Below are 26,109 nucleotides of genomic sequence, written 5' to 3' on the forward strand. Positions count from 1 at the left end.
TTCAAAATGAAGCGGCTACTCCCCGGCCACTTTTAATTTTTAATGCATAATTTTTAATTATTCCCTGCGTTGCCCCGGCAGCCCAAACGGCCCGCGTCGCCCATCCGCGCCATCTTTGCCTACTTTTGGGGCCTCCCCGGGCCGCGTGCGGCCCTTCTCACGCTACTTTTTTTCGATGAAGCTATTCCCCCGGCTGGTGCTGGCCGCCACGCTCGCCGCCGCGGCCCCGGCCGCCGCCCTGGCCCAGCAAACCCAGGTGTTTGCCAGCGACGAGCGGTTTTTTCAGGAAGGGCTGGAGTTGTTCGACCGCCAACAGTACGGGGCCGCCCAGCAGGCGTTCCGGCAGTACCTGGCCGTGGAGCCCCGGCGCACCGGCCGCCAGGAGCCCGTGGCCCGCGACCGCACCGCCGACGCCGAGTACTACGACGCCGTGGCGGGCCTCTACCTGCTGCACCCCGACGCCGAAGGCCTCGTCCTGGCCTTCGTGGCCCAGCACCCGGCCCACCCGCAGGCCGCCGTGGCCTACTTCGAGCTGGGCAAGTTCTATTTCGACCAGCAGCAATACCCGCAGGCCATCACCTACCTCCAGAAGGTGGCCCCCGCCAACCTCAGCGATGCGCAGCGGGCCGAGTCGGACTTTAAGCTGGCTTACAGCGAGTTTCAGCAGAAAGACTACGCCCAGGCCCGCCTGCTGTTCGACCGTACCAAGCAGGTGCCGGGCCCCTACCGCTACGCCAGCGCCTACTACGCCGGCTACTTGGCCTACCGCGCCAACGACTACGCCGCCGCCCGCGCCGACCTGGCCGTGGCCGAGCAGAACGACGGGTACAAGGCCGTGGTGCCGGCCATCATGACCCAAATTTACTACAAGGAAGGCAACTACGACGGCCTCATCGCCTACGCCGCGCCCCGCCTGCGCCAGGAGCCGCCGCCCCAGAACGCCGACGAAATCCAGCTCTTGGTGGGCGACGCCTACTACCAAAAGGAGGACTACCAGCAAGCCACCGGCTACTACAACCAGTACGCGGCCGTCCACAAAAACAAGGTGGAGCCAGCTTTGCAATACAAAATCGGCTTCGCCAACTACAAGATGGGCGACTACAAAAGCGCCATCGCCAACCTGCGCGCCGTGGCCACCCGCCGCGACACGCTGGGCCAGAACGCCGCTTACCACCTGGGCCTGAGCTACCTGCAAGCCGGCCAGAAGCCCCAGGCCGTCACCGCCTTTGAGGCCGCCCGCCAGGGCCCCGTGCAAAAGGACGTGGCCGAAAACGCTACCCTCAAGCTCGCCCAGGTGCAGGCCGAGCTGGGCAACCAGCCCGAGGTGGTGGCCGTGCTCAAGGACTTCCGCCGCAAGTACCCCCGCTCGCGCAACCTGGCCACGGCCGACGACCTGCTCAGCGAAGGCTTCCTGGCCTCCAACGACTACGCCCAGGCCATCGCCTACCTCGAAGGCCTCGACGACCGGGGCCCCAAGCTGAACGCCACCTACCAGCGCGTGACCTACGCCCAGGCCGCTACGCTGTACAACGCCGGGCAGTACGACCCGGCCCTGGCGCTGCTCGATAAGTCGCTGAAATACCCGTCGGACGATGCGCTGCGGGCCGCGGCGCAGGTGCTGAAGGGCGAAATCTACAGCGTGGGCCAGCGCTACCCCGAGGCCGCCACGGCCTACGCCGCCGCCGCCCGCACCGTGCGCCAGGGCGGCGTGTCGCCCGAGGAAGTAGCCTTCGAGCAGCGGGCCCGCTACGGCCTGGGCTACGCTTATTACAACACGAAGCAGTACGGCCCGGCCCGGCCCCAGTTCCAGGCCTACCTGGCGGCCGACGACGCCAGCAACACCCGCGACGCCAACTACTACGACGCCACCCTGCGCCTGGCCGACCTGAGCTACGTGGCCAAAAGCTACCAGCCGGCCCTGGCCGGCTACGACAAGGTAATTCAGGCCAACGCCGCCGATAAAGACTACGCCTATTACCAAAAGGGCGTGACCCTGGGGCAGATGGGCCGCCGCGCCGAGGCCGACCAGACCCTGGCCGCCCTGTTGCGCACCAGCCCCAACTCGCGCTACGCCGAGCAAGCCGCCTACCAGCAGGCCCAGCTGGCCTTCGAGGCTGGCGACTACCAGCCGGCGGTGGACGGCTTCACGAAGCTCATCAGCGGCCGGCCCAACAGCCCGCTGGTGCCGCAGGCCCTCCAAAAACGCGGCGTGGCCTACGCCAACCTGCAAAAACAGGACGCCGCCGTGGCCGACTTCCGGCGCGTGCTCACCGATTTTCCGCGCTCGGAGGCGGCCGGCCAGGCCATTTACAGCTTGCAGGAAAGTTTGACCGCCCAGGGCAAGACGGAGGATTTCGACCAGGCCCTGGCCGCTTTCAAGGCCCAGAACCCCGGCAGCAAGGCCACCGAGAGCGTGGAGCTGGAGGCGGCCAAGTCGCTGTACCTGGCCGAGAAGTACCCCCAGGCCATCCAGCGCCTGGAAAGCTACCTCCAGCAGTACCCCGATAACGCATTGGGGGCCGACGCCCGCTACTACCTGGCCGACTCGTACCTGAAAACCGGCAACAAAACCGAGGCCCTGCCCCGCCTGCGGGCCGTGGTGAGCGAGAACAAGAGCGAGTTCGTGAACCGGGCCCTGGGCCGCGCCGCCGACCTCGACCTCGAAACCAAAAACTACCCCGAGGCCATCCAGTACTATACCCAGCTGCGCACGGCCAGCCCCAACCGCCGCGAAGTGGCCAACGCCACCCTGGGCCTGCTGAAGGCCGAGTACGAGAGCGGCGACGACGCCGCTACCCGCCGCGTGGCCGAGGAGCTGCGGGCCCAGGCCGGCGCCACCGCCAGCGCCACCAACACGGCCCTGCTCTACCTGGGCAAGGCCAGCTACCGGGCCGGCAGCCTCGACCAGGCGGCCCCCGAGCTGGCCGCCGCCGTGGCCGCCGCCCCCAACGACGCGCTCGGGGCCGAGGCCAACTACCTGCTGGCCGACACCCAGTTCAAGCAGAAAAACTACGACCAGGCCCTGAAAACGGCCCTGCGCAACAACTCCGACTTCGGCAACTTCGCGCTGTGGCAGGGCCGGGCCTTCCTGCTGGTGGCCGACGTGTACGCCGCCCAGGGCGACAACTTCCAGGCCCGCGGCACGCTCAACTCCATCGTCGACAACAAATTTCCGGTGGCCGAAATTGTGGCCGCCGCCCGCGAGCGGCTGAAAACCCTCGGCCCCGACGAGGCCGAAACGCCCGCCGCGCCCACGAAATCCACCCCGGCCAAAGCGGCCAAAGCCACGCCCGTCAAGCCGGCTTCGGCCCCGGTCAGGGGCGCTACTGCAACGCCCCGTGCCCAGCCGCCCCTGCGCAGCGGCTTGCAACCGGCCGGCACGCCCCCCGCTACGGCCCCGGCCGATACCTTGCAACCGGCGGCTCCGACGGCCCGCCCGGCCACCGCCCCGGCCGCCGACAGCACCAAGCAGCGCTAAGCGCGGCCGTTGATATTTTTTGCTTATGAATCTGTTAATGAAGCATTTTTCAGTCCGTGGTTTAAGCCAGCGTTTAGGTGCGCCGCTGGTGGGCGCGGCGGTGTTGGCGGCCGTGGCCGGGGCCCTGCCCGCGGCGGCGCAGGCCCAGCCCGCCAAGCCGCGCAAGGGCGGCACCATTCAGGAAGCCGAGATTGAGATTGTGAAGGACCGCGTGAACGAACTGGGCACGGCCACCCGCAACTTCGACAAAATCGCGGTGCCCGCCCCGCCCAAGTCGACGCGGGCCGCGACCTACACTTACCCCGATTTCCGGCTGCCGCCCGACCGCCTTGTGCCCTCGGTGCGGGTGCTCACCATCAAGCAGGAAGAGCTGACGCCGCTCTACGGCAACTTCCTCAAGGCCGGCATCGGCAACTACGGCACCTTTTACGGCCGCGCCTACCTGCACAGCGCCCGCAGCGCCGACCACAGCTACGGCCTCGACCTCAAGCACGTGAACTCGCTGAACGGGCCCGTGGACGGCAAAAACTCGGGCGTGTCGCAAACCAGCGCGGCCCTCACCGGCGAGCTGTACAAGGGCAACGCGGCCTTCGGCGGGGCCCTCGACGTGAGCCGCGAGCGCTACAACTTCTACGGCTACACGGGCCCGGCCGCCTCGCCGCTGCCGCTGCCCACCCCCGACGCCGGCGACATTAAACAGGTGTTTACGCGGGTGGGGGCCCGGGCCTACGCCCGCAACCAGGCCCCCGGCGCGGCCTTGCAGTACGAGGTGGGCGTGGGCTACAAGTACTGGAAGGACAACTACACGGCCACCGAGAGCAACGTGCTGCTCAACGCCCGGCTCGGCTACGCCCTGAGCACCACCAGCCGCTTCGGGCTGAACGCCGACGCCTCGTTCATCACCGACCAGGACTCGCTGAGCCGCACGCGCAACTTCGTGCAGGCCACCCCGGCCTACGAGTTCACGGCGGGGCCCCTGGCCGTGTCGCTGGGCCTCACGCTGGGCTACTCGTCCGATGCGCTCAACGGCGTGAGCCGCGGGGCCGTGTACCCGGCCCTGCGCGCCACCTACGCCGTGGTGCCCGACCAGTTCAGCGTGTACGGCGGCTTCGGCGGGGCCATCCAGCGCGTGACGCGCAACGACCTCACGGCCGAAAACCCCTGGCTGAACCGCAACGTGTTCGTGGCCGACAGCCGCCGGGGCCCCACGGGCTACCTGGGCTTCACGTCGGCCCCCGCCCGCGGCCTGGAGCTGAACGGGCGCTTCACCGTCGGCACCGACAAAAACCTGTATTTCTACCTCAACGACCCCCTGCACCAGGACAAGTTCAACTTGGTGTACGACGACCGGGCCACCTTCAACGCCAACGTGCACGGCGAGGCGCTGTACTCGGCCGGCGACAAGCTCCGCCTCGGGGCCCGGGCCGACTACAACTACTACGGCACCCACGCGCTGGCCCAGCCCTTTGGCCGGCCCGAGTTCCAGGCCACCGTGTTCGGCACTTACAACGCGTCAGACAAGCTGCTGCTGGGCGTGGAAACCTACTTTTACTCGGCCAACTACGGCATCAGCTACGCCAACGGCCTCGCCGATTTCTACCGCGCCACCACCCCCATCTACGACCTCAACCTGCGCGCCGACTACCGCATTACGTCAAATTTATCCATCTTTGCGATGGGTAACAACCTGGCCAACCGCCAATACCAGCAGTTTTACCGCTACCCCGTCAAGGGCATCAACGTGCTGGGCGGCGCGACTTATGCTTTTTGATGGCTTAATTGCTGTTTGTTAAATTTTTGATTGTTAAGGAGTTGCTTATTGCATCGGGTTATTCCAGTAATAAATAAACCAGAACGGCCAACAATTTAACCACCAACAATTCAACACTACAGTCCCATGCACCTCGCCGACCACATCCGCCCCCTGCTCCGCGACCACGACTGCGTGATTATCCCGGATTTTGGGGGCCTGGTGGCCGACGCGGTGCCGGCCCGGGTGCAGCCCAACCGCCACGCCCTGAGCCCCCCGGCCCGCCTGCTGGCCTTCAACCAATCGCTGACGCGCAACGACGGCCTGCTCGTGGACGCCCTGGCCCAGCACCTGCGCGTGCCCACCGCCCAGGCCCGCGAGGCCCTGCGGACCGCCGTGGCCGGCTTGCAGCACGACCTCGACGCCACCAGCCGCACCGAACTGCCGGGCATCGGCATCTTCCGCCGGGCGGACGGGCGCGGCCTGTCGTTCGAATACACTGGCACCGACGTGGTGCTGCCCGCGGCCTACGGCTTGCCCGTGCTGGCGGCCCGGCCCGTGCGGGCCGCCGCCCGCGCGGGCGCGGGGCCCCGCGCCCCGCACGCGCCGTTGGTTCCGCAACTGCGCCCGGCCCGGCCCACGCGCCGCCGCCTGCTCAGCTACGCCGCCGTGGGGCTGGTGGCCGGGCTGGTGGTGTCGGCCAATTACCTGTTTGCCTTGCATTCGGGCTACCTGCCCGCCGCCTGGCAGGCCCGCGTGCCGTTGTGGGCCGCTACCCGTCCCGCCGCCCCCGAGCCCCAGCAGGCCGGGCTGGCCCGGCAGGCTTGGAACCAGCCCGCGCCGGCAGCCCTCGCGAAAGCTGCTGCCTCCGATGCGGCCTTGCTTGCCGAGGCCAACTCCCTGGTATTGCCGGCCAGGGCCCCCGACGGCATCCGGGTCACCACCCGCCCCGAAGCGGCTCCGGCAGCTGAGCCAGCGGTTGCGGCGATGAAAGTCGCACCAGTGGCCAAACCCGGAACAACGGCGGCCAAACCCGGCGCGCTGGTAGCCAAGGCCACTCCGGTGGCCAAGGTTGCTTCAGCGGCCAGAGCACCGGTGGCTAAGGTTGCGCCGGCGGCCAAGGCCATGCCAGCGTTTTCTACTACAATCAAAGGGCCCACGGGCCGTTACTACATTGTGGGGGGCAGCTTCCGCACGCTGGCCGCGGCGCAGGCGCAGCAGCGGACGCTGGCGAAGCTGGGCCACCGCTCGCGCGTCGTGCTGCCCCGCTTCAGCGGCCACAAAATCAAGGTATCCATCGACGATTTCGCCGATAAAACGACGGCCCAACGCGAGGCGCAACGCATGCGCACCCACACGCACCTGGGCTCCGACCTCTGGGTTCTAGCTAATTAACACCGAATGTCTATTTTCCTGTTGCAGGTAACCAACGCGGCCGTGTCGGCCGCGCCCGACTCCGTTAACAAAGCCGTGAACGCGGCCAACCAAGCCGGCGGCGGGCTTTCGCTGCTCGACCTGATACTGAAAGGGGGCTGGATTATGCTGCCCCTGTTCATCCTCCTGTTCGTGACGGTGTACATCATCTTGGAGCGGTACCTCACCATCCGCAAGGCCGGCGGACAGCCCGAGCCGTTCATGAACGGCATCAAGTCGCTGATGGTGAAGGGCGACGTGCAGGGGGCCAAGCTGCTCTGCGCCCAAAACCCCTCGCCGCTGGCCCGCATGGTCGAAAAAGGCCTGCGCCGCCTGGGCCTGCCGCTCACCGAAATCGAGGCCAGCGTGGAAAACGTGGGCAAAATCGAAATCGCCCGCCTCGAAAAGAACATCAACATTTTGGGCATCATCGCCGGCATTGCGCCCATGCTGGGCTTTGTGGGCACCATTATCGGGGTTATTAAGATTTTCTACGCCATCAACGCCACCGGCGACTTCGGCATCGCCCAGATTGCCGGGGGCCTCTACACCAAGATGGTGACCTCCGCCGCCGGCCTCATCGTGGGCATCATTGCCCACGCCGGCTACCACTGGCTCAGCATTTTGGTCGAGCGCATGGTGTTTCGGATGGAGAACTCGGCCATCGAGTTCATGGACATTTTGCAGGACAACTAATTTTTTAGCTGTTAGCCATTAGCTGTCAGCCGTTAGCTTTTTTAAAGCACCGGGTGAAAGCTAATAGCTAACGGCTGTCAGCTAACAGCTAAAAGCCGTGAACCTCTCCCGCCGCCATCGCCTGACGTCGCACGTCGAAACGGGCTCGATGAACGACATCATGTTTTTCTTGATGCTGTTCTTCCTCATCGTCAGCACGATGGTGAACCCGAACGTCATCAAGCTGCTGCTGCCCAACGCCAAAAGCAGCAAGCAGGTGATGAAGCAGCCCATCACCGTGTCGGTGGACGCGGCCGGGGCCTACTTCGTTAACAAAAAGCCCGTGCAGCCCGCCGATTTGGAAACCGAGCTGACGGCCCTCATCGGCAAGAACAACCTCGACACGCCCACCGTGGTGCTGCGCGTGGACGCCTCGCAAAACGTGCAAAAACTGGTGGACATCCTCGAAATCGGCAACCGCCTGAAAATTAAAATGGTCATGGCCACCCAGGCCCAGCAGGTGGCCGGCAAGTGATTCATTCAAGCTGTTTGCTTATCTTCAAGTGTCAGCCAAAAGCTGTTGGTAACACTGGCTTTCGGCCTCCGTTTAAGCATCAGCAAAAAAAGCTAACAGCTAACCGCCAATAGCCAACAGCTCAAAAAAATGGCCCTCGACTATCCCGAACAGCACCGCCGCGAGGCCCTGATTGGCACCGTGGCCCTGCACGTGGCCCTGGCGCTGCTGTTCATTTTCACCGTGTTCAAGGGCCCCGACCCGCCGCTCGACGAAATTGCGACGCCCGGCGGGGGCGGGGTGGAGCTGAACTACGGCCTGGACGCCGCCGGCGCGGGCAACGTGCAAACGACGGCCCGCGCCAGCGCCGCGCCCAACCGCCAGGACAGCCGCCCGCCCGCCGCGGCCCCCGTGCCGCGTGCCGCGCCCGTGGCCGCGCCCCCAACCGCGCCCACGCCCCCGGCCGCCGAGAAAATCATCACCAGCGACGCCGAGGAGAGCCCCGTAACGGCCCCCGCCGTGGCCACGCCCGCCCCGCCCAAAGCGGAGGCGAAGGAAGTGCCCAAGCCGGCCCGCAAGGTGGCCGTCACGTTCTCGCCCAGGGGCACGGCCACCGGCGGCGGCAACGGCGTAAGCGGCGCCAGCAACGCGCCCACCGGCAACAACAACGGCGACCGCCCCGGCACCGTGGGCGACCAGGGCGACCCGCGCGGCTCGCTCAACGCCAAGGCATTGTACGGCCCCGGCGGCGGGGGCGACGGCGCGGGCGGCGGGCGCGGCAGCGGCCGGGGCAACGGCAACGGGGCCGGCCTGGAAATGAGCGGCTGGGCTTTCGATTCGACGCCGAAAGTGACGGCCATCGACGACAATTCCGGGGTGGTGCGCTTCAAAATCAACATCAACGCCGACGGTGAGGTCGAAGGCGTGGCCAAGGTGTCGGGCAACGTGTCGCCGGCCCAGGAGAAGCTGTGCCGCGACGCCTTGCAGGACGCCAGCTTCCGCCGCACCAACGGCGGCAGCGGCGGGGCCACGGGCTACTACACGTTCAAATTCTCGGTGCGGTAGCTGCTCATTTAACAATTAACAGTTGTCATTTAATAGTCGGGTTTCGACCGTTTGGCCAACTATAAATTGTTAAATGTTAAATGTTAATTGCTAAATGACTTACGAAGAAACCCTGGCCTGGCTCTACGCACAACTGCCCATGTACCAGCGAGTAGGGGCGGCGGCATTCAAAAAGGGCTTGGGCAACACGGAGGCCCTGATGGTGGCCATGGGCCACCCGGAGCGGCGCTTCCGCAGCATCCACGTGGCGGGCACCAACGGCAAGGGCAGCAGCGCGCACCTGCTGGCGGCGGTGCTGCAAAGCGCCGGCTACCGGGTGGGGCTCTACACCTCGCCGCACCTGCGCGCGTTCACCGAGCGGGTGCGCCTGAACGGGCAGGAGTTGGCCCCCGCCTACCTGGTGGCCTGGGTGGAAAAATGGCGCGGGCTGTTTGCCGATGTGCAGCCCTCGTTTTTTGAGATGTGCGTGGCCCTGGCCTTCTCGTACTTCGCCGACGAAGCCGTGGACATCGCCGTGGTGGAGGTGGGCCTGGGCGGGCGGCTCGACTCGACCAACGTCATTACGCCGCTCGTGTCGCTCATCACCAACATCAGCTACGACCACCAGGCGATGCTGGGCGATACGCTGCCCGAAATTGCGGGCGAGAAAGCCGGCATCATCAAGCCCGGGGTGCCGGTGGTGGTCGGCCAGACCCAGCCCGAAGTGGCGGCCGTATTCGCCGCCAAAGCCGCCGCCGAAGCCGCGCCCCTGACCTGGGCCGACCAGGTGTACCGGGCCCGCCCGGTACCGGCGGCAGCCGGCGGCCCGCCGACCGGCGCCCAGCTGTTCGCCCTCGACCGGGCCGGGGCCCCGTACCTGTCGGGCGTGGCCCTGGGCCTGCTCGGCGACTACCAGGCCCTGAACCTGCCCGGCGTATTGGCCGCCCTCGACGCGCTGCGGGCCCAAGGCTTTGCCCTGCCCGAAGCCGCCGTGCGCCGCGGCCTGCGCGAGGTGGGGGCCCTGACGGGCCTGCGCGGGCGTTGGAGCATCCTCGGCCACCGCCCGCTGGTGGTGGCCGACACGGCCCACAACGAAGCGGGCTTGCGCCTGGTGGTGCAGCAGCTGCTGCGCGTGCCGCACCAGCGGCTGCACCTGGTCATCGGCACCGTGAACGACAAGGACGTAACCAAAATATTGCCTCTGCTGCCGGTGGAGGCCACTTACTACTTCTGCCAGGCCGACATTCCCCGGGCCTTGCCGGCCGACGAGCTGGCGGCCCTGGCCGCGGCGGCCGGCCGGCCGGGCCGGGCCTACGGCCCGGTGGCCGCCGCCGTGGCCGCCGCCCGCGCCGCCGCCGCGCCGGAGGACGTGGTGTTTATCGGCGGCAGCACTTTTGTGGTGGCCGAAGTAGATTTTAATGAAGAATGAGTCGTCAGGGGCGGCGCAGGATTGGCACTTGAACCAGCGTTGCGCCGATCTTTACAACACTTGTTCATTGCTGCTTAAAAAATGCCCCGCGTAAAACTTCACCGCTTCGCCGATAATGCCACCCGACCCGACATTATTGAGCCGGGCAAGCCCGAATTTGAAGCCTTAGGGGGCCGGTGGCAAACCGATTTCTTCCGCAACCACCACCCGCTGACCCTGGAAATGGGCTGCGGCAAGGGCGAGTACACCGTGGGCCTGGCCCAGCGCCACCCGCAGCGCAACTTCCTGGGCCTCGACATCAAGGGCGAGCGGTTGTGGTCGGGCAGCACCCGCGCGGCCGCCCTGGGCCTGGCCAACGTGGGCTTCGTGCGGGCCCGGGCCGAGGCCCTCACGGCGCAGTTTGCCCCCGGCGAGCTGGGCGAAATCTGGATTACGTTCCCCGACCCGCGGCCGCGCGACCGCGACATCAAGCGCCGCCTCACGGCACCGCGCTTCCTCAACCAATACGCCGAGCTGCTGGCCCCCGGGGCCCCGCTGCACCTCAAAACCGACAATGATGGATTGTTCGACTACACTTTGGAAATCCTGGCTGCCCGGCCGGGTGCGGTAGTGGACGCGCAGACCCGCGACCTTTACGCCGAGTCGGGCCCCGGCTTCGCCGAGGCCCAGGCCATCCAAACCAACTTCGAGGGCAAGTACCGCGCCGTGGGCGTACCCATCAAGTACGTGCGCTTCCGGCTGAGCTAGCGCAGTCTCAAATATTACGTGCCGGGCCGAAAATGAGAAAGCGACGAATGAAAAACCTAGCTCACAGGTTTTTCATTCGTCGCTTTTTCGTGGGTTTTCAAGGAGCGCGCCGGGCCGGAAATGGCCTTGGGCCGTGCGGGGCTACTGGATGTCGCGCAGGATGGTTTTAGCGTTGGCTACGTGGTCGGTGGCTTCGTTGAGGGAATTGAATACGTAGCGCACGCGCCCTTCGCCGTCGAGCACGTAGGTGACGCGGCCCGGCAGCAGGCCCAGTACGGCGCGGGGCACGGCGTACTTGCTGCGCAGCTGCCCGCCTTTGTCGCTGAGGAGCGGAAACGGCAGGTCGTACTTGGCGGTGAACTGGCGGTGCGAGCGTTCGGAGTCCGAGCTGATGCCGATAACTTCCGCGCCCAGGGCCGTAAAATCCTCGTACTGGTCGCGGAACGAGCAGGCCTCCTTGGTGCAGCCCGACGAGCCGTCTTTGGGGTAGAAGTAAAGCACGACGGGGTGGCCGCGGTGCTCGCTGAGCTTGAAGGTCGCGCCGGTGGTGGTCGGCAGGTAAAAGTCCGGGGCCAGGTCGCCCACGCGCAGGGCCCGGCCGAGGCCTTCATCCAAGCTCGGGGACAGGTGCACGCTGAGCTGGGGCTGGTTGGCCGCGACGTTCAGTACCAAGTCGTCGCAGCCGGCGTAGCCCGCTACCAGGGTGTTGAGGGTGCGGACGGGCAGGTCCAGGGCAAAGCTGCCCGTCGCGTCGGTGCTGACCACCTGGCTTGTGCCTTTCAGCAGCAGCGTGGCGCCCGGCAAGGGCTCGCCGTCGGGGTCAAACACCCGGCCCGTCAGGCGGTAGGTCGGGGCCGGGACCGAAGCCGGCGCGGGGGCCGGGGCGGCAGCGTTGCCCTGCATCGCCAGCAAAGCGGCGGGCGGGCGGGTTTTAACGGTTTGCGCCTGCCCGGTGAGGACGGTGGCCGAGGCAAGAACGAGGGCTAAAGAGTAATTCATGGGGGGCTGTAAGTCGGGCAAAATTACGTTCCCGGAGTACCGGCCAGTTTGCTGCCGCGGCCACCTGCCTGCCGAACATCTACTTTTCCCCCCTAAAATACCGGAATTACTAGGTGAAAGACGCTCATTGGCTGGGCAACGGTTTTGCCTTTCCGGCCGCGCCGCCGCGCGCCTGCTTTTTTTGGCGGGCCCCGGGTGCCGCGGCCCTTACTCCACCTCCTCCAGCGCCTCGAACAGTTCCTCCAGGCCGCCGAAGTCACGCAGGCCGGGCTTCAGCTCGTCGCCGCCCCGCAGCACAAGGCCGTAGGGCCGCACCGCGTCCACGAGGCCGGGCAGGTCGGCCACGGCAAAGTCGCCGCCCAGCCACAGCGGAAAACGCCGGGCCAGGGCCGCCAGCTGGTCCTGCCAGCCCACGAGGTCGGCCCCGGCGGGCAGCGTGACCAGCAGGGCCCCGCCGGCGGGGGCGAAGTCGGCGCTGCGCAGCTCGTGGGCCAGCTCGGGGTCAATCAACGCCTGGAGGGCGGTGATGAGGTCGGTTTCGCGCAGCACCGGGAAGGGCAGGGGCGGGTGCAGGCCGGGGATGAACAGGGGGGCGTCGTGCAGCAGCACCTGGTGCAGGCCGCAGGCCGTGGCCACGGCGATTAACTGCTCGGGGTCGGCATCGCCGAACTCGCCGATGAGGGCCACGCCCGCCACCCAGCCGGCCAGCTCCTGCACCGTGGCCGGGTCGATGGCCCCGGGCAGCTCGGGGTCGAGGGTGAAAACGAGGCCGGCGGCCCCCATGCCGGCGCAGTAGCGCGCGTCGGATAAGTTGTTGATGCCGCGGACGAGGACGGGGATGCGAAGGGCCATTTCTTTGAAGGGGAAGGATGCGAAGGAATGTGGCAGCTGCGGGAAATGATGCCGGGGCAAAGGTCGCACGGACAATTTTTCAGTTGCCTACGTCCTTCACATTTAAGCCTATTTTCACAGCTGCCACATTTCCCACATTTAAGCACATCTTATTATCTGCCGTACCTTTGCGTTTCGAACGGTAGCCAAACCATTCACCTTTCGGGTGCTGTTCAGAACTAAATGGAAAACAACCCCAAAGGCCGCGTGCTCGTGGCCATGAGCGGTGGCATCGACTCGTCGGTGGCCGCCGTGCTCCTGCACGAGCAGGGCTACGAAGTGGTCGGCATGACCATGAAAACCTGGGACTACGCCTCGGCGGGCGGGTCGAAAAAGGAAACCGGCTGCTGCTCCTTGGACAGCATCAACGACGCCCGGCAGATTGCCGTGGACCTGGGCTTCCCGCACTACATCATCGACATCCGGGAGGAGTTCGGCGATTTTGTCATCAACAACTTCACCGACGAGTACCTGGCCGGGCGCACGCCCAACCCCTGCGTGCTCTGCAACACCCACATCAAGTGGGACGCGCTGCTGCGCCGCGCCGACCAGCTCGGGTGCCAGTTCATCGCCACCGGCCACTACGCCCAGGTGCGGCAAGATGCGGCTACCGGCCGCTTCGTGGTCAGCAAAGGCCTGGACGACCACAAGGACCAGAGCTACGCGCTGTGGGGCGTGAGCCAGGCCAGCCTGGGCCGCACGCTGTTTCCGCTGGGCCAGCTGCGCAAAACCGCGATTTACGACGAGGCCCGCCGCCGCGGCTTCACCGCGCTGGTGAACAAGCCCGAGAGCTACGAAATCTGCTTCATCCCCGACAACGATTACCGGGGCTTCCTGCGCCGGCGCGTGCCGGGCCTGGAGGCCCGCGTGGCCGGCGGCCGCTTCGTGGACCGCCATGGGGCCGAGCTGGGCCGCCACGAGGGCTACCCGTTTTACACCATCGGGCAGCGCAAGGGGCTGGGCATCGCGCTGGGCTTCCCGGCCTACGTCACGGAAATTCGGCCCGACACCAATGAGGTGGTGCTGGGCAACTACGACGAGCTGGCCAGCACGGCCACCGTGGTGGGCCAGCTCAACCCCGGCAAGTACGCCACCCTGGAAGGGCGCGGCCTGGTGCCGGCCGTGGTGAAAGTGCGCTACAACCACGACGGGGCCCCCGCGTTCCTGGAAGAAGTGGCCGGTAAAATCCACGTGTATTTCGAGGAGCCCGTGCACGCCATCACGCCGGGCCAGGCGGCCGTGTTTTACGAAGGCGACGACGTGCTGGGCGGCGGCTGGATTGAGCGCCACGTCATCGGCGAATTTCCCGTACCTTTTGCCCTGGCGGCAAGTAAGTAACCGCGTAATTAAAAACGAGGCGTGAAGAACGAGGAATTCTCAAGGAGAAATCGGGGCCGATTATGGTTGTTGCCTCGTTTTTGCTTGAGAAATTTTCATTCATTGCCAACGCTCACCCATTGATATTGCCTGTCGTTTGGTTTTCAATTTGTTAGCCTATTATATTTTATGCGTTTGCTCTATACAATTATGGCCGCCGCCAGCACCGCCGGGGCCCTGCTGCTGGCCGGTTGCAGCAACAAGGACGCCGCCGCGCCCGACCTGGGCAACGACTACTACCCGGTGGTGGTGGGCACCTACCGCGCTTACCAGGTGAACGACACCGTGTGGGCCAACGCCGTGGCCGCGGTGCCCGCGCCCTACCAGGTGCGCGAGGCCATTACGGGCACGTACACCGACGCCGCCGGCCAGCTCGCCTACCGCGTGGAGCACGCCCGCCGCGCCACCGCCAGCGCCGCCTGGGCCCCCGACAGCACCTTTGCCCTGAGCGTGACCCCTAACGCCGTGGTGCTGAACCGCGGCAACCGGCGCACGGTGGAGGCCGTGTTTCCGGTGCGCGAAAACTACCTCTGGAACTTCAACGCCTACCAGGGCTTCAGCAGCATCACCCTGCCCCCGGCCGACACCGTGAACGCCCAGAACCGGCGCTACGACCGCGTGGGCCAGGCCCTGACTGTGCCTGTAGCCGGCGGCACCGCCCGCGCCTACGACGCCACCGCCACCGTGAGCGACGCCGGCGCGGCCGCCGCCGACGACCAGTGCAACCTGGTGGGCTACCAGCAGGTGCTGGCCCGCGGGGTGGGCCCCGTGCTACGCCGCCGCGTCAGCCTGAGCTTCCAGGTGCCCGGGGCCGGCGCTTGCGTGCGCAACGGCTACCGCGCCACCAGCGGGGCCGTGCACCGCGAAACCCTGATTGACGCCGGCAAGCTGTAGAAGCGATGGGTTGCTGGTTGGGGGCTTAGGGGTTAGTATTAATTGTTGAGTTGTTTCCGAACGATTAACGCCCGATCCTTCCAAAACAACCAACAATTTAACCACCAACAACAGAACAATTAATTCGAATTATATGCGTGCGTTTTGGTTGCGGGCCCTGGCCCTGGTGGGAGCGGTGCTGCTGGGCGAAATGGCCCCGGCAGTGGCCCAGGGCACGGTGCGCCGCCACCTGGTGTACTTCCGCGACAAGGCCGGTACGCCGTACCAGGTGGGCCAGCCGGCGGCGTTTTTGTCGGCCCGCGCCGTGGCGCGGCGGCAGCGCCAGGGCATCGCCGTCACTCCCCGCGACCTGCCGGTGAGCCCCGCCTACCTGGCCCAGGTGCGGGCCGTGGCCGGGGCCCAGGTTGTGTACCCGTCGCGCTGGCTAAACGCCGTGCTGGTGGCCTGCGACTCCGCCGTGCTGGCCCGTGTGCAGGCCCTGCCCGCCGTGCGCCAGGCCACCACCCTCAGCCGGGGCCCCCGCCCGGCGGTCCCGCCGGCCGCGCCCACGCTGGCCCAAACCGCCCAGCAAACCCTCGTGCTGGGCACGCGCCCCGACTACGGCAAAACCTTCGCCCAGGACCAGCTCATCGGGGCCGTGGCCATGCACGACGCCGGCTACCGGGGCGAAGGAATGCAAATTGCCGTCTTCGACGCCGGCTTTCCGGGGGCCGACGCCGTGGTGCCGCTGCAACCCGTGTTCGCCCAGCAGCGCGTGCTCGGCACCCGCAACTTCGTGGACGGCGGCCCGCAGGTGTACGTGCGCAACAGCCACGGCACCAACTGCTTCTCGCTGATTGGCGGCGAGCAGGCGGGCGTGTTCGTGGGCACGGCCCCGCGCGCTTCGTTCCACCTCTGCATCACCGAAGACGCCAACTCGGAGCGGCCGGTGGAGGAAGCCAACTGGCTGGCCGCCGCCGAATACGCCGACTCGGCGGGCGTGGACGTCATCAGCTCGTCGCTGGGCTACACCTCGTTCGACCCGCCCGCCGCGCCCCACACCTACGCCGACCTGGACGGGCGCACGGCCATCGGCTCGCAGGCCGCCGCCATCGCCGCCCGCGTGGGCATGCTGGTGGTGAGCGCCGCCGGCAACGAAGGGGCCAGCGCCTGGCACTACGTGTCGGTGCCGGCCGACGCCGACTCCATCATTTCCGTCGGGGCCGTCGATTCGCTGCGCCGCCACGCCAGCTTCAGCTCCTACGGGCCCACGGCCGACGGGCGCCTCAAGCCCACGCTCGCGGCCATGGGCGTGGCCAGCGCGGTGGTGACGGCGGCCGGGGCCGTGGTGCGCGGCAGCGGCACGTCCTACGCCTGCCCCGAGCTGGCGGGGCTGGCGGCGGGCCTCTGGCAGGCCCACCCGCGGCTGTCGGCCCAGCAAATCATTTTGGCCCTCACCCGCACCGCCTCGCAGGCCACCGCCCCCGACAACGTGCTGGGCTACGGCGTCCCCGACTTTGCGGCGGCCGACGCCTACGCCGCCACCCTGGTGCCGCCCGTGCCGCTGGGCCCGCCGCCCGCTCGCGTGCAGCTCTACCCCAACCCCACGCGCACCGGCCAGCTGCTGCTCGTGCTGCCCGCCGAATTGCAGGGCCAGGCCCTGGAAGTGCGCATCATCGACGCCCGCGGGGCCGTGGTGCGCCGCCAGGCGGTGGCCCCGGCCGGGCCCCAGGAAATCAGCGTTTCCGCCGGGGCGCTGGCCAAGGGCACTTACCTGTGCGAGGTGAGCGGGGGCGGCCAAAAGCAGGTGGTGCGCTTCGTGCAGCAGTAGGCCATCGAACGACAAGGCAGCAACGGTGGCGCGGCAATGGCGCGGCCGGGCAACGCCGCGGGCCCCGCCCGCGTCATTGCCGCCCGCGGCGGGCCGGGGCCCCGCGCCAACCGCCTGCCCAACTTTACTGCATGAACACCGGCCGAATCAGGTTTTCAAAGGTGAAAATCTCGTCCCACTTGGCCTGGGTGAGGAGCCCGCGCTCGGTTACGGCGATGTCGTGCACCGACTTGCCGGTGGCCAGGGCCTCTTTGGCGAGGCCGGCGCTGGCCTCGTAGCCCAGCACGGGGTTGAGCTGCGTGACGATGCCGATGCTGTTGTACACCAGGGCGGCGGCGTGCGCGGCGTTGGCCGTGATGCCGGCCACGCACTTCTCGCGCAGCGTGTCGCAGGCGTTGGTCATGTACGAAATGGAGGTGAACAGGGCGAAGGAAATCACCGGCTCCATCACGTTGAGCTGCAGCTGGCCCGCCTCGGCGGCCATCGTCACCGTGAGGTCGGCCCCGATGACGTAGAAGGCCGTTTGGTTCACCACCTCGGGCACCACCGGGTTCACCTTGCCGGGCATGATGCTGGAGCCTGGCTGCAAGGCCGGCAGGTTCAGCTCGTTGAAGCCGCAGCGGGGGCCCGAGCTGAGCAGCCGCAGGTCGTTGCAGATCTTGCTCAGCTTCACCGCCGTGCGCTTCAGCACGCCCGAGAGCTGCACGTAGGCCCCCGTGTCGTAGGTGGCCTCGATGAGGTCGCCGGCCAGCAGCAGGTCCAGGCCCGTCACGGCCCGCAGGTGCTGCGTGACGAGGCCCGCGTAGCCGGGCGGCGTGTTCACGCCGGTGCCGATGGCGGTGGCCCCCATGTTGATTTCGCAGATGAGCCGGCGCGAGTCGTCGATGCGCAGCAGCTCCTCGCGCAGGTTGGTGGCGAAGGCGCGGAACTCGTCGCCCAGGCTCATCGGCACGGCGTCCTGGAGCTGGGTGCGGCCCATCTTCAGCACGTTGCGAAACTCCTCGCCCTTGGCGGCGAAGGCCTCGGCGAGGCGGGCGAGGGCCTCGCGGTAGCCCACGAGCTTGTTGTTGAGGGCGATGCGGAAGGCGGTGGGGTAGGCGTCGTTGGTGCTCTGCGAGCGGTTTACGTGGTCGTTGGGGTGGCAGTACTGGTAGGCCCCCTTGGGGTGGCCCAGCGCCTCCAGGGCCACGTTGGCAATCACCTCGTTGGCGTTCATGTTCACCGACGTGCCGGCCCCGCCCTGGATCATGTCGGTGCGGAACTGGTCGTTGAACGCGCCGCTGGCCACCCGGTCGCAGGCGGCTACGATGGCGTCGGCAATGCCGGCGTCGAGCACGCCCAGCTCCTTGTTGGCCAGCGCGGCCCCTTTTTTCACGAAGGCCAGGGCCTGCACAAACAGCGGCTCCGACTGGATGGGGATGCCCGTGATGCGGAAGTTTTCCAGGGCCCGCAGCGTCTGGATGCCGTAGTACACGTCGTTGGGCAGGCTGCGCTCGCCCAGAAAATCGTGCTCGATGCGGTTGGTGCTCATGCTGGGAAGGGGAGGAGAGAAGAAAAGGGAACGGTAGCGCTTCTACGCAAAACCCGCCCGGACCGCCCGCTTTGGCCCGGGCGGGCCCCGCCGGGCCACCCGGGCCAGGGCCTCGGCTTCCCTGTGGCCAAAAATATTAGCCAAGGGGCCTCGATTACTAATATTAGTAAGAAAATAAAGCCCTAAATTAGCGCCGCCGCGCACTAATGGCGGCACTTACCGGTTAGTAAATCGTACCAAAACCCGCGTGTTATGCTGCAAATGATGATTACCAAGCGCATTGGCCGCCGCCAGTTTCACTTCACCGTGCAGGGCAGCAACTTCCACGAAACCGTGGCCGAGTACGACCGCCTGAGCTTCCCCGACGTGGCCGCCTGCGGCCTCTGCGGCTCCGACAACCTCGACCTGACCAGCCGCGTGGCCCAGGGCAAGTTCAAGTACACCTCCATAAAGTGTTTGAGCTGCCGCGGCGACCTCACCTTTGGCAAGAACAAAGACGACGAGCAGAGCTACTTCCTGCGCAAGAAGGACAGCGGCGAACTAGACTGGCGCGCCTACGAAAAAGCCGTCGAGAAGGCTTAGGAGCAGATTTTGTTAAAATAAAGGCCGTCAAGCTCAGCTTGACGGCCTTTTTGCATCGATGAATGCTCTCTTAATCCAGCAGCGCGGCCACGGCTTCGGCCACCCGTTCGCCGTCCATGGCGGCGCTCACGATGCCGCCGGCGTAGCCCGCGCCCTCCCCGCACGGAAACAGGCCCCGCACCACCGGGTGCTGCAAGGTGTGCTGGTCGCGCGGGATGCGCACCGGCGACGAGGTGCGGCTTTCCACGCCCACGATTTGGGCGGCGTTGGTGGCGTAGCCGGGTATTTTGCGGCCGAAGCTGGCGAAGCCCTGGCGCAGGCGCTCGGCCAGCGGGGCCCCCAGCACGTCGTCCATGCGCACCGGCACCAGGCCGGGCTGGTAGGAGGTTTCGAGCAGCTGGATGGAGGGTTTGTTCTTCAGAAAATCGCCCAGCAGCTGGGCCGGGGCCCGCTGGGTGCCGCCGGCCGCCTGGCAGGCCCGCTGCTCCAGCGCCTGCTGGAAGCGCAGGCCGGCCAGGGCCCCGTGCTGCGCCACGTCGAGGTCCTCTAATTCCACGGCCGCCACGATGCCCGAGTTGGCAAAGCGCGAGTCGCGGCGGCTGGGGCTCATGCCGTTCACCACCACCTCGCCGGGGGCCGTGGCCGCGGGCACGATGAAGCCGCCCGGGCACATGCAAAACGAAAACACGCCCCGCTGGCGGCCCTGCACCTCGGTTTGCTGCACCAGGGCGTAGGAGGCGGCCGGCAGCAGCCCGCGCGCGGGCCGGCGGTACTGGGCGCGGTCAATCAGCTCCTGGGGGTGCTCCACGCGCACGCCCAGGGCGAAGGGCTTGGCCTCGATGAGCACCCCGCGCCGGTGCAGCAGCTCGTAAATGTCGCGGGCCGAGTGGCCGGTGGCCAGCACCGTGGCGTCGGCCGTCAGGGCCGCGCCGTCGGCCAGCACCACGCCGCGCAGCCGGTTGTTTTCCAGGATAAAATCCGTCACCCGGGCCCCGAAGCGCACCTCGCCGCCCGCGCCGGTGATGGCCTCGCGCAGGGCCTGCACCACGGCGGGCAGCTTGTTGGTGCCGATGTGGGGGTGGGCGTCGACCAGGATGTCGGGCGTGGCCCCGTGCTGCACCAGGCGGCGCAGCACCCGGCCCACGTCGCCGCGCTTGGTGGCGCGGGTGTAAAGCTTGCCGTCGGAATAGGTGCCCGCCCCGCCCTCGCCGAAGCAGTAGTTCGAGTCGGGGTCCACGGTCTGCTCTTTGTTGAGGGCGGCCAGGTCGCGGCGGCGGGCCCGCACGTCTTTGCCGCGCTCCAGCACGACGGGTTTAAGGCCCAGCTCGATGCAGCGCAGGGCGGCGAACAGCCCCGCCGGCCCGGCCCCCACGACGAGCACCGTGCGCCGGGCCTGGGCCACGCCCGGGTAACGAAACCAGGGCCCGAACAGCTCCGCCGGCGGGGCCCCGCGGTACACGTCGGCCCGCAGGCGCACCAGCGGCTGCCGCCCCCGCGCGTCAATCGAGCGCTTGCGCAAATGCACGAAATCGGCCTCGCCGGGCCGCAGGCCGGCCTGCCGCAGGATGGCCTCGTAGCGGGCAAACTCGTCAAAGGCCACCTCGGGCGGCAGCAGTATTTCCAGTTCTTGCTTCATGTGGCGGGGGCGGAAGGTAGTTATCCTTCGGCCCGCAAAGGTCGGCACGGACAGCGGGTTTTGGCCGGTGCCACGTCAATCCGCACGCGAAACGTGTTACACGCAAAATGAACAGCCTCTACACCGCCGTTCAATGGTCGTTAAGCGCGCCACTTCGGGGGGGTGCGGGTGAAGTCGCGCTACCACGACGGCACTGTGCCCCACTGCACGCGCGCCGCTGCTAATTGCGGTGGGCTACGCACATGAGCGTCAGGGCGCTGTCGTCGGAGCCAGGGTTACGGCCCGAGAGCAGGTTGCCCAGCCGGTATTTTAGCTCGGCTTTTCCTTTGCGCCCTTGCAGCACCTCCGCGCCCAGTTCGTGGTTGTGGGGGTACACCGCCACTTCAAAGCCCATTGGCTGCAACGTGCCTTGGAACATCTCCTTCGTTACCCCGTGCCCCGGCTTGTGGTGCAGCTCGCAAGCCAGCCCCCATTGCTGCTGGCTGTCGGTTTTGTGGAAGCCGCGGCCCGTGAGCTTGTACAGAATAAGCCGCCCGTCCCAAAGCAGCTTGGCCATTCCCTTGTAGTCCCAGGCGCTGCGCTGCGGGTCGTGGTCGGTCACGAGCAAGCCCCCGGGCTTCACCAGGCGGGCCGCTTCGGCGAGCACCGCCGCCATGTCTTCGCAGTGGTGCAGGGCCGCGTTGAGCACCACGATGTCGGCAAAGCCCGACACGAAGGGCAGCGACGTTGCGTCGGCGAGCACGGTAGTGTAGCCCAGCTGCTTGGCCAACTCCAACGAGCCGGGCGCTACGTCGACGCCGATGAGCAGCTTGGGTTTGCCCTGGAGGGTAGCAAATACGTTGCCCGGCCCGCAACCGATGTCCACCACCACTTTGTCGGTCCAGTCGCCCAACGCCGCCTGCCACCGGCTGCGAAACGACTCGCTCCGGTGGCAGTAGGTGAGGTATTCCTGCGCCCACTCCGGGTGGTTGAAATAGTACGCATTGGCCCGCAAGCCTTCGGAGGCAGAACGGATGGGTATTTCCACGTAATGTTCTTGCACTTGCACGTCGGCGTCCGAACGCAGAAACGGAGTAATTTTTGAAAGCATGAGATTTGAATTAAGAAGAAAAACAATACTTAACCAGCCTTATCCCCCAGACCTACTTATAGTATGATACTTACCGAAGTAATTGTTGAGGTTAATTATTTCTACCTAAGTAGATATTTGTAAATATATAACTTTAACTTAATAAATTAAAATTTTCTTTTGTTTAATTATTCGTTTGTATGTGTTTATTGCCATGATGCTGTTTAGAAAATTGCTAAAATTTCCTACATTATTTCTATTATTGGTTGCAAGCTCCTGGGTCAGTAGCGTTGGTGCGCAAACTTATTACTTGCATTCCTTCGACGGGGCTTCTGTGCAGGTGCGAGTAATGCCGCGACCCTCCGTTAACGCATTAGCAATTATTTGCTCACTGGATACAGTGTTTCTATACGATTGCTGGGCTCTTGACCAGGTTAAGGCGGTAGGCCAACGGTTTTTGCAGGTTGCCTACGCCGTTCGGGCCGGGTCTAACGAAGGACTGGGGAACACGGTCCTGTTCTGCGTCGATAAAGGCAAGTTGCAGCAGGCGCTGAAAGCGAGAACCTTTCGCAGCTACGACGTGAGAAACCTAACCCATGTACTCGGCAACCCGGACGAATACGAGCTGTTTGAAGCACGACTATTCCTCTTGGGCACCAATGCGAATAATTACCAGGTCAAATTCATCATTCACGACGAAAGCCGTTCCCAGAGTGCCCCTGCTACCAATCATACCACCGCCAAGCAATTAATTACGGGCTTTGACCCGGCCCGCCAAATCTTTTCCAGTGCCCAGAAAAAAATCGCCGGACCTTTTTATGTTACTGACCCGAAAACGAAACAAATAATTAAGCTGAGCACTAAGGAAAAGGTACCGTTTATAGCTTTGGATAACACCCCGTACTGTTTTATTAAAGGGAAATGGTACGAGGAAGCCAGCACCGGAAAGCAGCAGAAATAATTTCAGGAATTGGGTGAAAAGTTGTTTCTTACCTCAGTTGATCTTTTAGTGCAATTCGTAAAGATGAGTTAGCAGCAGTGGGGTGGGCGGAAGCAGTTCGAAAGCTTGTTCACTAGGCAGGCGGCCGCGCTTATCGCCGTTGGAGTCAACGCCCCGAACCAACGGCCAACCTTATATCTTGCGGGCGTATTCACCCCATCCCCCAGCACCATGTTCGTTCGTTCGTTTGCCCCGGCCCTGGCCGCCCTGCTCCTCGTTGCCGCCGCCGCGCGGGCCCAGGACAAAATGCCGGAAGACAAGTCCAAGCGGCCCAGCCCGCCGGCCACCGCCAGCGCCGTGGTAAACGGCACCACCGTCACCATCGACTACAGCCGGCCCTCGCTGAAGGGCCGCAAGGCGTTCGGCGAGCTGGAGCCCTACGGCAAGGTGTGGCGCACGGGGGCCAACGAGGCCACCACGTTCACGGTGGACAAGGCCGTGAAAATCGACGGCAAGCCGCTGCCCGCCGGCAAGTACGGCCTGTTCACCATCCCCACCGCCACCACCTGGACGGTCGTTTTCAGCAAGGTGCCCAATCAGTGGGGCGCCTTCAAGTACAACGCGGCCGACGACGCGCTGCGCGTCACGGTGCCGGCCAAAAAGCTCGCCGCCCCGGTCGAGCTGTTCGAAATCGCCGTGGCCAAAACCGGCACCGTGGCCCTGAAGTGGGACACGACCGAGGTAGATTTCACGGTGAAGTAGGGGCCCCGGCCGTTCTTATCTGGTGCCACGAAAAGCGCCGGCCCGCAGCGGGCCGGCGCTTTTTATTTGCCCGCACGGGGCCCCGTCGGGCGTGGTCCGCAATTAGCGGACGGTCACGGTATCGGTCAGAAACGCGGTGCCGTCGGTGGTGCTCGTGAATTTTATCAGGTATTTACCGGCCTGCTTGGCCGTGAAGTAGTACGACAGGGCCCGGGGCGCGGCCGTTTCGCCGGTGCAGGCGCACTTGGCGTAGTAGCCCACCGGCCGCACAAACAGGGTGGTGCTGCCCGCGCCCGCCGGGGTTTCCTGGAACTGGCGCAGCTCGATGCAGCTGGGCGTGCCCAGGGCCACGGTGGTTTTGATTTCCAGCGGCACCCCGGCCTGTCCCGCGCCCTTCGTGGGCGCGGTGACGACGGCCGCAAAAAACTCGTTTTCGGCGCAGGCGTCGTCGTTTTTTTTGCAGCCGGCCAGTTGCCCGGCCACAGTCAGGGCGAGGAGGAACAGGGCCCCGCGGGTAAGAATTGCGTTCATGTAGGGAATTAGATAATAATTCGTTTATCACAAGCCAGTAGGGACTTGCTTAGCTACAAGAATAGCACGGTTTCGGGCAGGAACCCTACTTTTCGATTTCCGCCAGCGTACTTTCCACCCAGCCCTTGCCCCAGTCTTCCAGCTCCTGGGGGCTCCACAGCTCGGGGTAGAAGATGCGGCGCTGGAACTTGGGGGGCAGGTAGCTGCGCCAGTTGGTGCCGCCGGTAGCGGGCACGTCGGTGGGGTCGCGCTGGAGGTAGCGCACGGCCGACTTGAAGTGCATCAGCGGCCAGTTCACGTTCACGCTCACGTCGAGCTGGCGCAGGGCCCGCACCAGGCGGGGGTGGCGCTGCTCGGCGGCGGGCAGGCGCTGCACCACGGCCCACACGTTGCGCTGCTCGTAGGCCTGGGCGTGGGCCACGAGCTGGGCCGTGTACTTGCGCTCGAACTCCACCAGGGTCAGGGCCTTGGCCCCGGTTTCTTCCACGGTGGCCCCGGCTTTCCAGTAGATGCAGCCGAAGAGCTGCTGGTGGTCGGGGCTCTGGCCCAGGGCCAGGCGCTGCTCCGCGTCGGTGAGGTGTTCGAGGGCCGTGCTGGCGATTTCAATCAGGCGGTACTGCACGCTTTGGAAGCCCGAGGCGGGCAGCAGGGCCATGCGGAACTGCAGAAACTGCTGCTTGTCCATGCCGTCCACCATCACGTCGAACGAGGCAATCAGGTTCTCAAAGTAGCGGTTCACGCGGCCCACGCGCAGCACCACTTCGCCCAGCGTGGGCGCTTCCAGGGCCCCCAGCTGCTCGTACTCGCAGAGGCAGAGTTTGAAGTAAAGCTCCGTAATCTGGTGGTACATGATGAAGATGCGCTCGTCGGGCAGCTTCGTGAGCGGGCGCTGGAGCGAGAGCAGCGTGTCCAGCTCGATGTAGTCCCAGTAGTTGACGTAGTCGGCGCGGTAGAGGCCTTCGAGGTAGGCGGCGAGGTCCTGGCCGTCGGCGGTGTATTTTTCCTGCAAGCGCCGGAGCTGGGCCAGCACGGCGAGCGGGAATTCTTCAGGGGCGGGCGGAACCACGGGCATAGCAAGGAGCAAACAAGCGAAGCGCAAAAATACCCCGCGCCCGGGTTTGGGGCGGGCGGCGGGCGGCAGCTTTGCCCCAAACCAACGCCCGCGCAGGCCGGGGGCGGGGGCGCGGCGCGGGTACGGCCGCTGGGCCCTACTTTTGGCGTTGCCATGGCAGAAAAATCCAGCATCTTCGACATGATCGGGCCGGTGATGATCGGGCCCAGCTCGTCGCACACGGCGGGCGTGGTGCGCATCGCGCGGGCCGCCATCCGCATCCTGGGGGCCGTGCCCACCGAGGCCCTCGTCACGTTTTACAACTCGTTTGCCCGCACCTACGAGGGCCACGGCTCCGACCGCGCCCTCGTGGCCGGGCTGCTCGGCTACGCCCCCGACGACGCCCGCATCCGCACGGCCTTCGAGCACGCGGCCGCGGCCGGGCTCCGCTACACGTTTCAGAGCGTGGGCAACGCCTCCACCATGCACCCCAACACCCTCAAGCTCAACCTGCTCGATGGGGCCACCGGCCGCCGGGTGGAGGTGGTGGGCCAGAGCCGGGGCGGCGGCGTGGTGCGCATCGTGGAAGTGGACGGCTTCCCGGCCGATTTTTCGGGCAGCCTGCACACGCTCATCGTCGACGCCCGCGACGAGCCGGGCTCCATCGCCTTCATCGCTTCGGTTATTGCCCACGACGAGTGCAACATCGCCACCATGTTCGTGAGCCGCAAGGGCAAGCACGCCGTGGCCCGGCAGTTCATCGAGACGGACAGCCCCGTGCAGGAACTGACCCTGGCCTACCTGCGGGCGCTGCGCTGGGTGCAGCACATCACCTACATCCCCACGCTGGAATAGCCGGCCCCGCGCCTGCCCCCGGCGGCCGCAGCCGCGGGGCCGCCAAATTTGTTCCGACTAAAGTATCCCGGCCCGTAATGCGTCGGCCCCCGGGCCGACGCCCCCGCGGCCCCGGCGTTGTTTCCACCCCC

At 66.1% G+C, this 26,109-nt stretch carries 22 protein-coding genes; 15 read left to right on the forward strand and 7 right to left on the reverse strand.

What is annotated here, in order from left to right:
* Nucleotides 1-175 precede the first annotated feature (175 nt).
* The 8 genes from HNP98_RS12210 (at nucleotide 176) to trmB (ending at nucleotide 11,050) form a co-directional block, all read left to right on the forward strand.
* Nucleotides 176-3,478 (forward strand): tetratricopeptide repeat protein, encoded by a 3,303-nt coding sequence (locus tag HNP98_RS12210; RefSeq protein WP_173810351.1) that lies wholly within the window; start codon nucleotides 176-178, stop codon nucleotides 3,476-3,478.
* A gap of 25 nt (nucleotides 3,479-3,503) precedes the next feature.
* Nucleotides 3,504-5,249 carry a TonB-dependent receptor gene (locus HNP98_RS12215; protein WP_173810352.1) on the forward strand — a complete coding sequence of 582 codons (1,746 nt, stop codon included), beginning with the start codon at nucleotides 3,504-3,506 and terminating at the stop codon, nucleotides 5,247-5,249.
* A 126-nt stretch (nucleotides 5,250-5,375) separates the two neighbouring features.
* Entirely contained in the window at nucleotides 5,376-6,623 is a 1,248-nt protein-coding gene (locus tag HNP98_RS12220; protein WP_173810353.1) for an HU domain-containing protein, read from the forward strand.
* 6 nt (nucleotides 6,624-6,629) lie between these two features.
* Nucleotides 6,630-7,337 (forward strand): MotA/TolQ/ExbB proton channel family protein, encoded by a 708-nt coding sequence (locus HNP98_RS12225; RefSeq protein ID WP_173810354.1) that lies wholly within the window; start codon nucleotides 6,630-6,632, stop codon nucleotides 7,335-7,337.
* 97 nt (nucleotides 7,338-7,434) lie between these two features.
* Nucleotides 7,435-7,851, forward strand: coding sequence for an ExbD/TolR family protein (locus HNP98_RS12230; RefSeq protein WP_173810355.1), 417 nt, complete (start codon nucleotides 7,435-7,437; stop codon nucleotides 7,849-7,851).
* 129 nt (nucleotides 7,852-7,980) lie between these two features.
* The gene (locus tag HNP98_RS12235; RefSeq protein WP_173810356.1) at nucleotides 7,981-8,895 is read left to right on the forward strand and encodes a hypothetical protein; all 915 of its coding nucleotides are present in this window, start codon (nucleotides 7,981-7,983) and stop codon (nucleotides 8,893-8,895) included.
* 94 nt (nucleotides 8,896-8,989) lie between these two features.
* On the forward strand, nucleotides 8,990-10,303 hold the full coding sequence (locus HNP98_RS12240) for a bifunctional folylpolyglutamate synthase/dihydrofolate synthase (RefSeq protein WP_173810357.1): 1,314 nt from the start codon (nucleotides 8,990-8,992) through the stop codon (nucleotides 10,301-10,303).
* Between the two features lie 81 nt (nucleotides 10,304-10,384).
* Nucleotides 10,385-11,050 (forward strand): tRNA (guanosine(46)-N7)-methyltransferase TrmB, encoded by a 666-nt coding sequence (trmB, locus tag HNP98_RS12245; protein ID WP_173810358.1) that lies wholly within the window; start codon nucleotides 10,385-10,387, stop codon nucleotides 11,048-11,050.
* 141 nt (nucleotides 11,051-11,191) lie between these two features.
* Here the strand turns inward: trmB and HNP98_RS12250 are convergent, their stop codons facing one another.
* A complete protein-coding gene (locus HNP98_RS12250) occupies nucleotides 11,192-12,049 on the reverse strand; it encodes a redoxin domain-containing protein (RefSeq protein ID WP_173810359.1) in 858 nt (285 codons plus the stop codon).
* 207 nt (nucleotides 12,050-12,256) lie between these two features.
* Complete coding sequence (locus HNP98_RS12255) at nucleotides 12,257-12,901, reverse strand: beta/alpha barrel domain-containing protein (protein WP_173810360.1); 645 nt, start codon at nucleotides 12,899-12,901, stop codon at nucleotides 12,257-12,259.
* Between the two features lie 222 nt (nucleotides 12,902-13,123).
* Here HNP98_RS12255 and mnmA point away from each other — a divergent pair, with 222 nt between their 5' ends.
* The 3 genes from mnmA to HNP98_RS12270 all read left to right on the forward strand — a co-directional run bounded on the left by mnmA (nucleotide 13,124) and on the right by HNP98_RS12270 (nucleotide 17,021).
* Nucleotides 13,124-14,278 carry a tRNA 2-thiouridine(34) synthase MnmA gene (mnmA, locus tag HNP98_RS12260; RefSeq protein ID WP_173810361.1) on the forward strand — a complete coding sequence of 385 codons (1,155 nt, stop codon included), beginning with the start codon at nucleotides 13,124-13,126 and terminating at the stop codon, nucleotides 14,276-14,278.
* A 168-nt stretch (nucleotides 14,279-14,446) separates the two neighbouring features.
* Nucleotides 14,447-15,211 (forward strand): hypothetical protein, encoded by a 765-nt coding sequence (locus tag HNP98_RS12265; protein ID WP_173810362.1) that lies wholly within the window; start codon nucleotides 14,447-14,449, stop codon nucleotides 15,209-15,211.
* Nucleotides 15,212-15,344: 133 nt separating this feature from the next.
* On the forward strand, nucleotides 15,345-17,021 hold the full coding sequence (locus HNP98_RS12270; RefSeq protein ID WP_173810363.1) for a S8 family peptidase: 1,677 nt from the start codon (nucleotides 15,345-15,347) through the stop codon (nucleotides 17,019-17,021).
* Nucleotides 17,022-17,145: 124 nt separating this feature from the next.
* On the opposite strand, the gene aspA is transcribed toward HNP98_RS12270, so the two are convergent.
* Entirely contained in the window at nucleotides 17,146-18,552 is a 1,407-nt protein-coding gene (gene aspA, locus HNP98_RS12275; protein ID WP_173810364.1) for an aspartate ammonia-lyase, read from the reverse strand.
* A gap of 252 nt (nucleotides 18,553-18,804) precedes the next feature.
* On the opposite strand from aspA, the gene HNP98_RS12280 reads away from it, so the two are divergent.
* Nucleotides 18,805-19,134, forward strand: a complete 330-nt coding sequence (locus tag HNP98_RS12280) for a hypothetical protein (protein ID WP_173810365.1) — start codon at nucleotides 18,805-18,807, stop codon at nucleotides 19,132-19,134.
* Between the two features lie 70 nt (nucleotides 19,135-19,204).
* Here the strand turns inward: HNP98_RS12280 and HNP98_RS12285 are convergent, their stop codons facing one another.
* Both HNP98_RS12285 and HNP98_RS12290 read right to left on the reverse strand, forming a co-directional pair.
* Nucleotides 19,205-20,770 carry an NAD(P)/FAD-dependent oxidoreductase gene (locus HNP98_RS12285; RefSeq protein WP_173810366.1) on the reverse strand — a complete coding sequence of 522 codons (1,566 nt, stop codon included), beginning with the start codon at nucleotides 20,768-20,770 and terminating at the stop codon, nucleotides 19,205-19,207.
* A 220-nt stretch (nucleotides 20,771-20,990) separates the two neighbouring features.
* On the reverse strand, nucleotides 20,991-21,860 hold the full coding sequence (locus tag HNP98_RS12290; RefSeq protein ID WP_173810367.1) for a class I SAM-dependent methyltransferase: 870 nt from the start codon (nucleotides 21,858-21,860) through the stop codon (nucleotides 20,991-20,993).
* A 181-nt stretch (nucleotides 21,861-22,041) separates the two neighbouring features.
* Here HNP98_RS12290 and HNP98_RS12295 point away from each other — a divergent pair, with 181 nt between their 5' ends.
* Together HNP98_RS12295 and HNP98_RS12300 are read left to right on the forward strand one after the other, a co-directional pair.
* Complete coding sequence (locus HNP98_RS12295; RefSeq protein WP_173810368.1) at nucleotides 22,042-22,800, forward strand: hypothetical protein; 759 nt, start codon at nucleotides 22,042-22,044, stop codon at nucleotides 22,798-22,800.
* 210 nt (nucleotides 22,801-23,010) lie between these two features.
* Nucleotides 23,011-23,541 (forward strand): DUF2911 domain-containing protein, encoded by a 531-nt coding sequence (locus HNP98_RS12300; protein WP_246275105.1) that lies wholly within the window; start codon nucleotides 23,011-23,013, stop codon nucleotides 23,539-23,541.
* 102 nt (nucleotides 23,542-23,643) lie between these two features.
* Here the strand turns inward: HNP98_RS12300 and HNP98_RS12305 are convergent, their stop codons facing one another.
* Complete coding sequence (locus HNP98_RS12305) at nucleotides 23,644-24,072, reverse strand: hypothetical protein (protein ID WP_173810369.1); 429 nt, start codon at nucleotides 24,070-24,072, stop codon at nucleotides 23,644-23,646.
* 85 nt (nucleotides 24,073-24,157) lie between these two features.
* Nucleotides 24,158-25,144, reverse strand: a complete 987-nt coding sequence (locus HNP98_RS12310) for a tryptophan 2,3-dioxygenase family protein (protein WP_173810370.1) — start codon at nucleotides 25,142-25,144, stop codon at nucleotides 24,158-24,160.
* Between the two features lie 153 nt (nucleotides 25,145-25,297).
* Here HNP98_RS12310 and sdaAB point away from each other — a divergent pair, with 153 nt between their 5' ends.
* Nucleotides 25,298-25,978 carry an L-serine ammonia-lyase, iron-sulfur-dependent subunit beta gene (sdaAB, locus tag HNP98_RS12315; protein ID WP_173810371.1) on the forward strand — a complete coding sequence of 227 codons (681 nt, stop codon included), beginning with the start codon at nucleotides 25,298-25,300 and terminating at the stop codon, nucleotides 25,976-25,978.
* The last annotated feature ends 131 nt before the right edge of the window (nucleotides 25,979-26,109 follow it).

The organism is Hymenobacter caeli, assembly GCF_013294115.1.
In the GTDB taxonomy this organism is placed as follows: domain Bacteria; phylum Bacteroidota; class Bacteroidia; order Cytophagales; family Hymenobacteraceae; genus Hymenobacter; species Hymenobacter caeli.

Bases quoted from the DNA above. Each gene is read 5' to 3' on its own strand.
- HNP98_RS12210 (WP_173810351.1), top strand. From the start codon at position 176: ATGAAGCTATTCCCCCGGCTGGTGCTGGCCGCCACGCTCGCCGCCGCG.
- HNP98_RS12215 (WP_173810352.1), top strand. From the start codon at position 3,504: ATGAATCTGTTAATGAAGCATTTTTCAGTCCGTGGTTTAAGCCAGCGT.
- HNP98_RS12220 (WP_173810353.1), top strand. From the start codon at position 5,376: ATGCACCTCGCCGACCACATCCGCCCCCTGCTCCGCGACCACGACTGC.
- HNP98_RS12225 (WP_173810354.1), top strand. From the start codon at position 6,630: ATGTCTATTTTCCTGTTGCAGGTAACCAACGCGGCCGTGTCGGCCGCG.
- HNP98_RS12235 (WP_173810356.1), top strand. From the start codon at position 7,981: ATGGCCCTCGACTATCCCGAACAGCACCGCCGCGAGGCCCTGATTGGC.
- HNP98_RS12240 (WP_173810357.1), top strand. From the start codon at position 8,990: ATGACTTACGAAGAAACCCTGGCCTGGCTCTACGCACAACTGCCCATG.
- trmB (WP_173810358.1), top strand. From the start codon at position 10,385: ATGCCCCGCGTAAAACTTCACCGCTTCGCCGATAATGCCACCCGACCC.
- HNP98_RS12250 (WP_173810359.1), bottom strand. From the start codon at position 12,049: ATGAATTACTCTTTAGCCCTCGTTCTTGCCTCGGCCACCGTCCTCACC.
- HNP98_RS12255 (WP_173810360.1), bottom strand. From the start codon at position 12,901: ATGGCCCTTCGCATCCCCGTCCTCGTCCGCGGCATCAACAACTTATCC.
- mnmA (WP_173810361.1), top strand. From the start codon at position 13,124: ATGGAAAACAACCCCAAAGGCCGCGTGCTCGTGGCCATGAGCGGTGGC.
- HNP98_RS12265 (WP_173810362.1), top strand. From the start codon at position 14,447: ATGCGTTTGCTCTATACAATTATGGCCGCCGCCAGCACCGCCGGGGCC.
- HNP98_RS12270 (WP_173810363.1), top strand. From the start codon at position 15,345: ATGCGTGCGTTTTGGTTGCGGGCCCTGGCCCTGGTGGGAGCGGTGCTG.
- aspA (WP_173810364.1), bottom strand. From the start codon at position 18,552: ATGAGCACCAACCGCATCGAGCACGATTTTCTGGGCGAGCGCAGCCTG.
- HNP98_RS12280 (WP_173810365.1), top strand. From the start codon at position 18,805: ATGCTGCAAATGATGATTACCAAGCGCATTGGCCGCCGCCAGTTTCAC.
- HNP98_RS12285 (WP_173810366.1), bottom strand. From the start codon at position 20,770: ATGAAGCAAGAACTGGAAATACTGCTGCCGCCCGAGGTGGCCTTTGAC.
- HNP98_RS12290 (WP_173810367.1), bottom strand. From the start codon at position 21,860: ATGCTTTCAAAAATTACTCCGTTTCTGCGTTCGGACGCCGACGTGCAA.
- HNP98_RS12300 (WP_246275105.1), top strand. From the start codon at position 23,011: ATGTTCGTTCGTTCGTTTGCCCCGGCCCTGGCCGCCCTGCTCCTCGTT.
- HNP98_RS12305 (WP_173810369.1), bottom strand. From the start codon at position 24,072: ATGAACGCAATTCTTACCCGCGGGGCCCTGTTCCTCCTCGCCCTGACT.
- HNP98_RS12310 (WP_173810370.1), bottom strand. From the start codon at position 25,144: ATGCCCGTGGTTCCGCCCGCCCCTGAAGAATTCCCGCTCGCCGTGCTG.
- sdaAB (WP_173810371.1), top strand. From the start codon at position 25,298: ATGGCAGAAAAATCCAGCATCTTCGACATGATCGGGCCGGTGATGATC.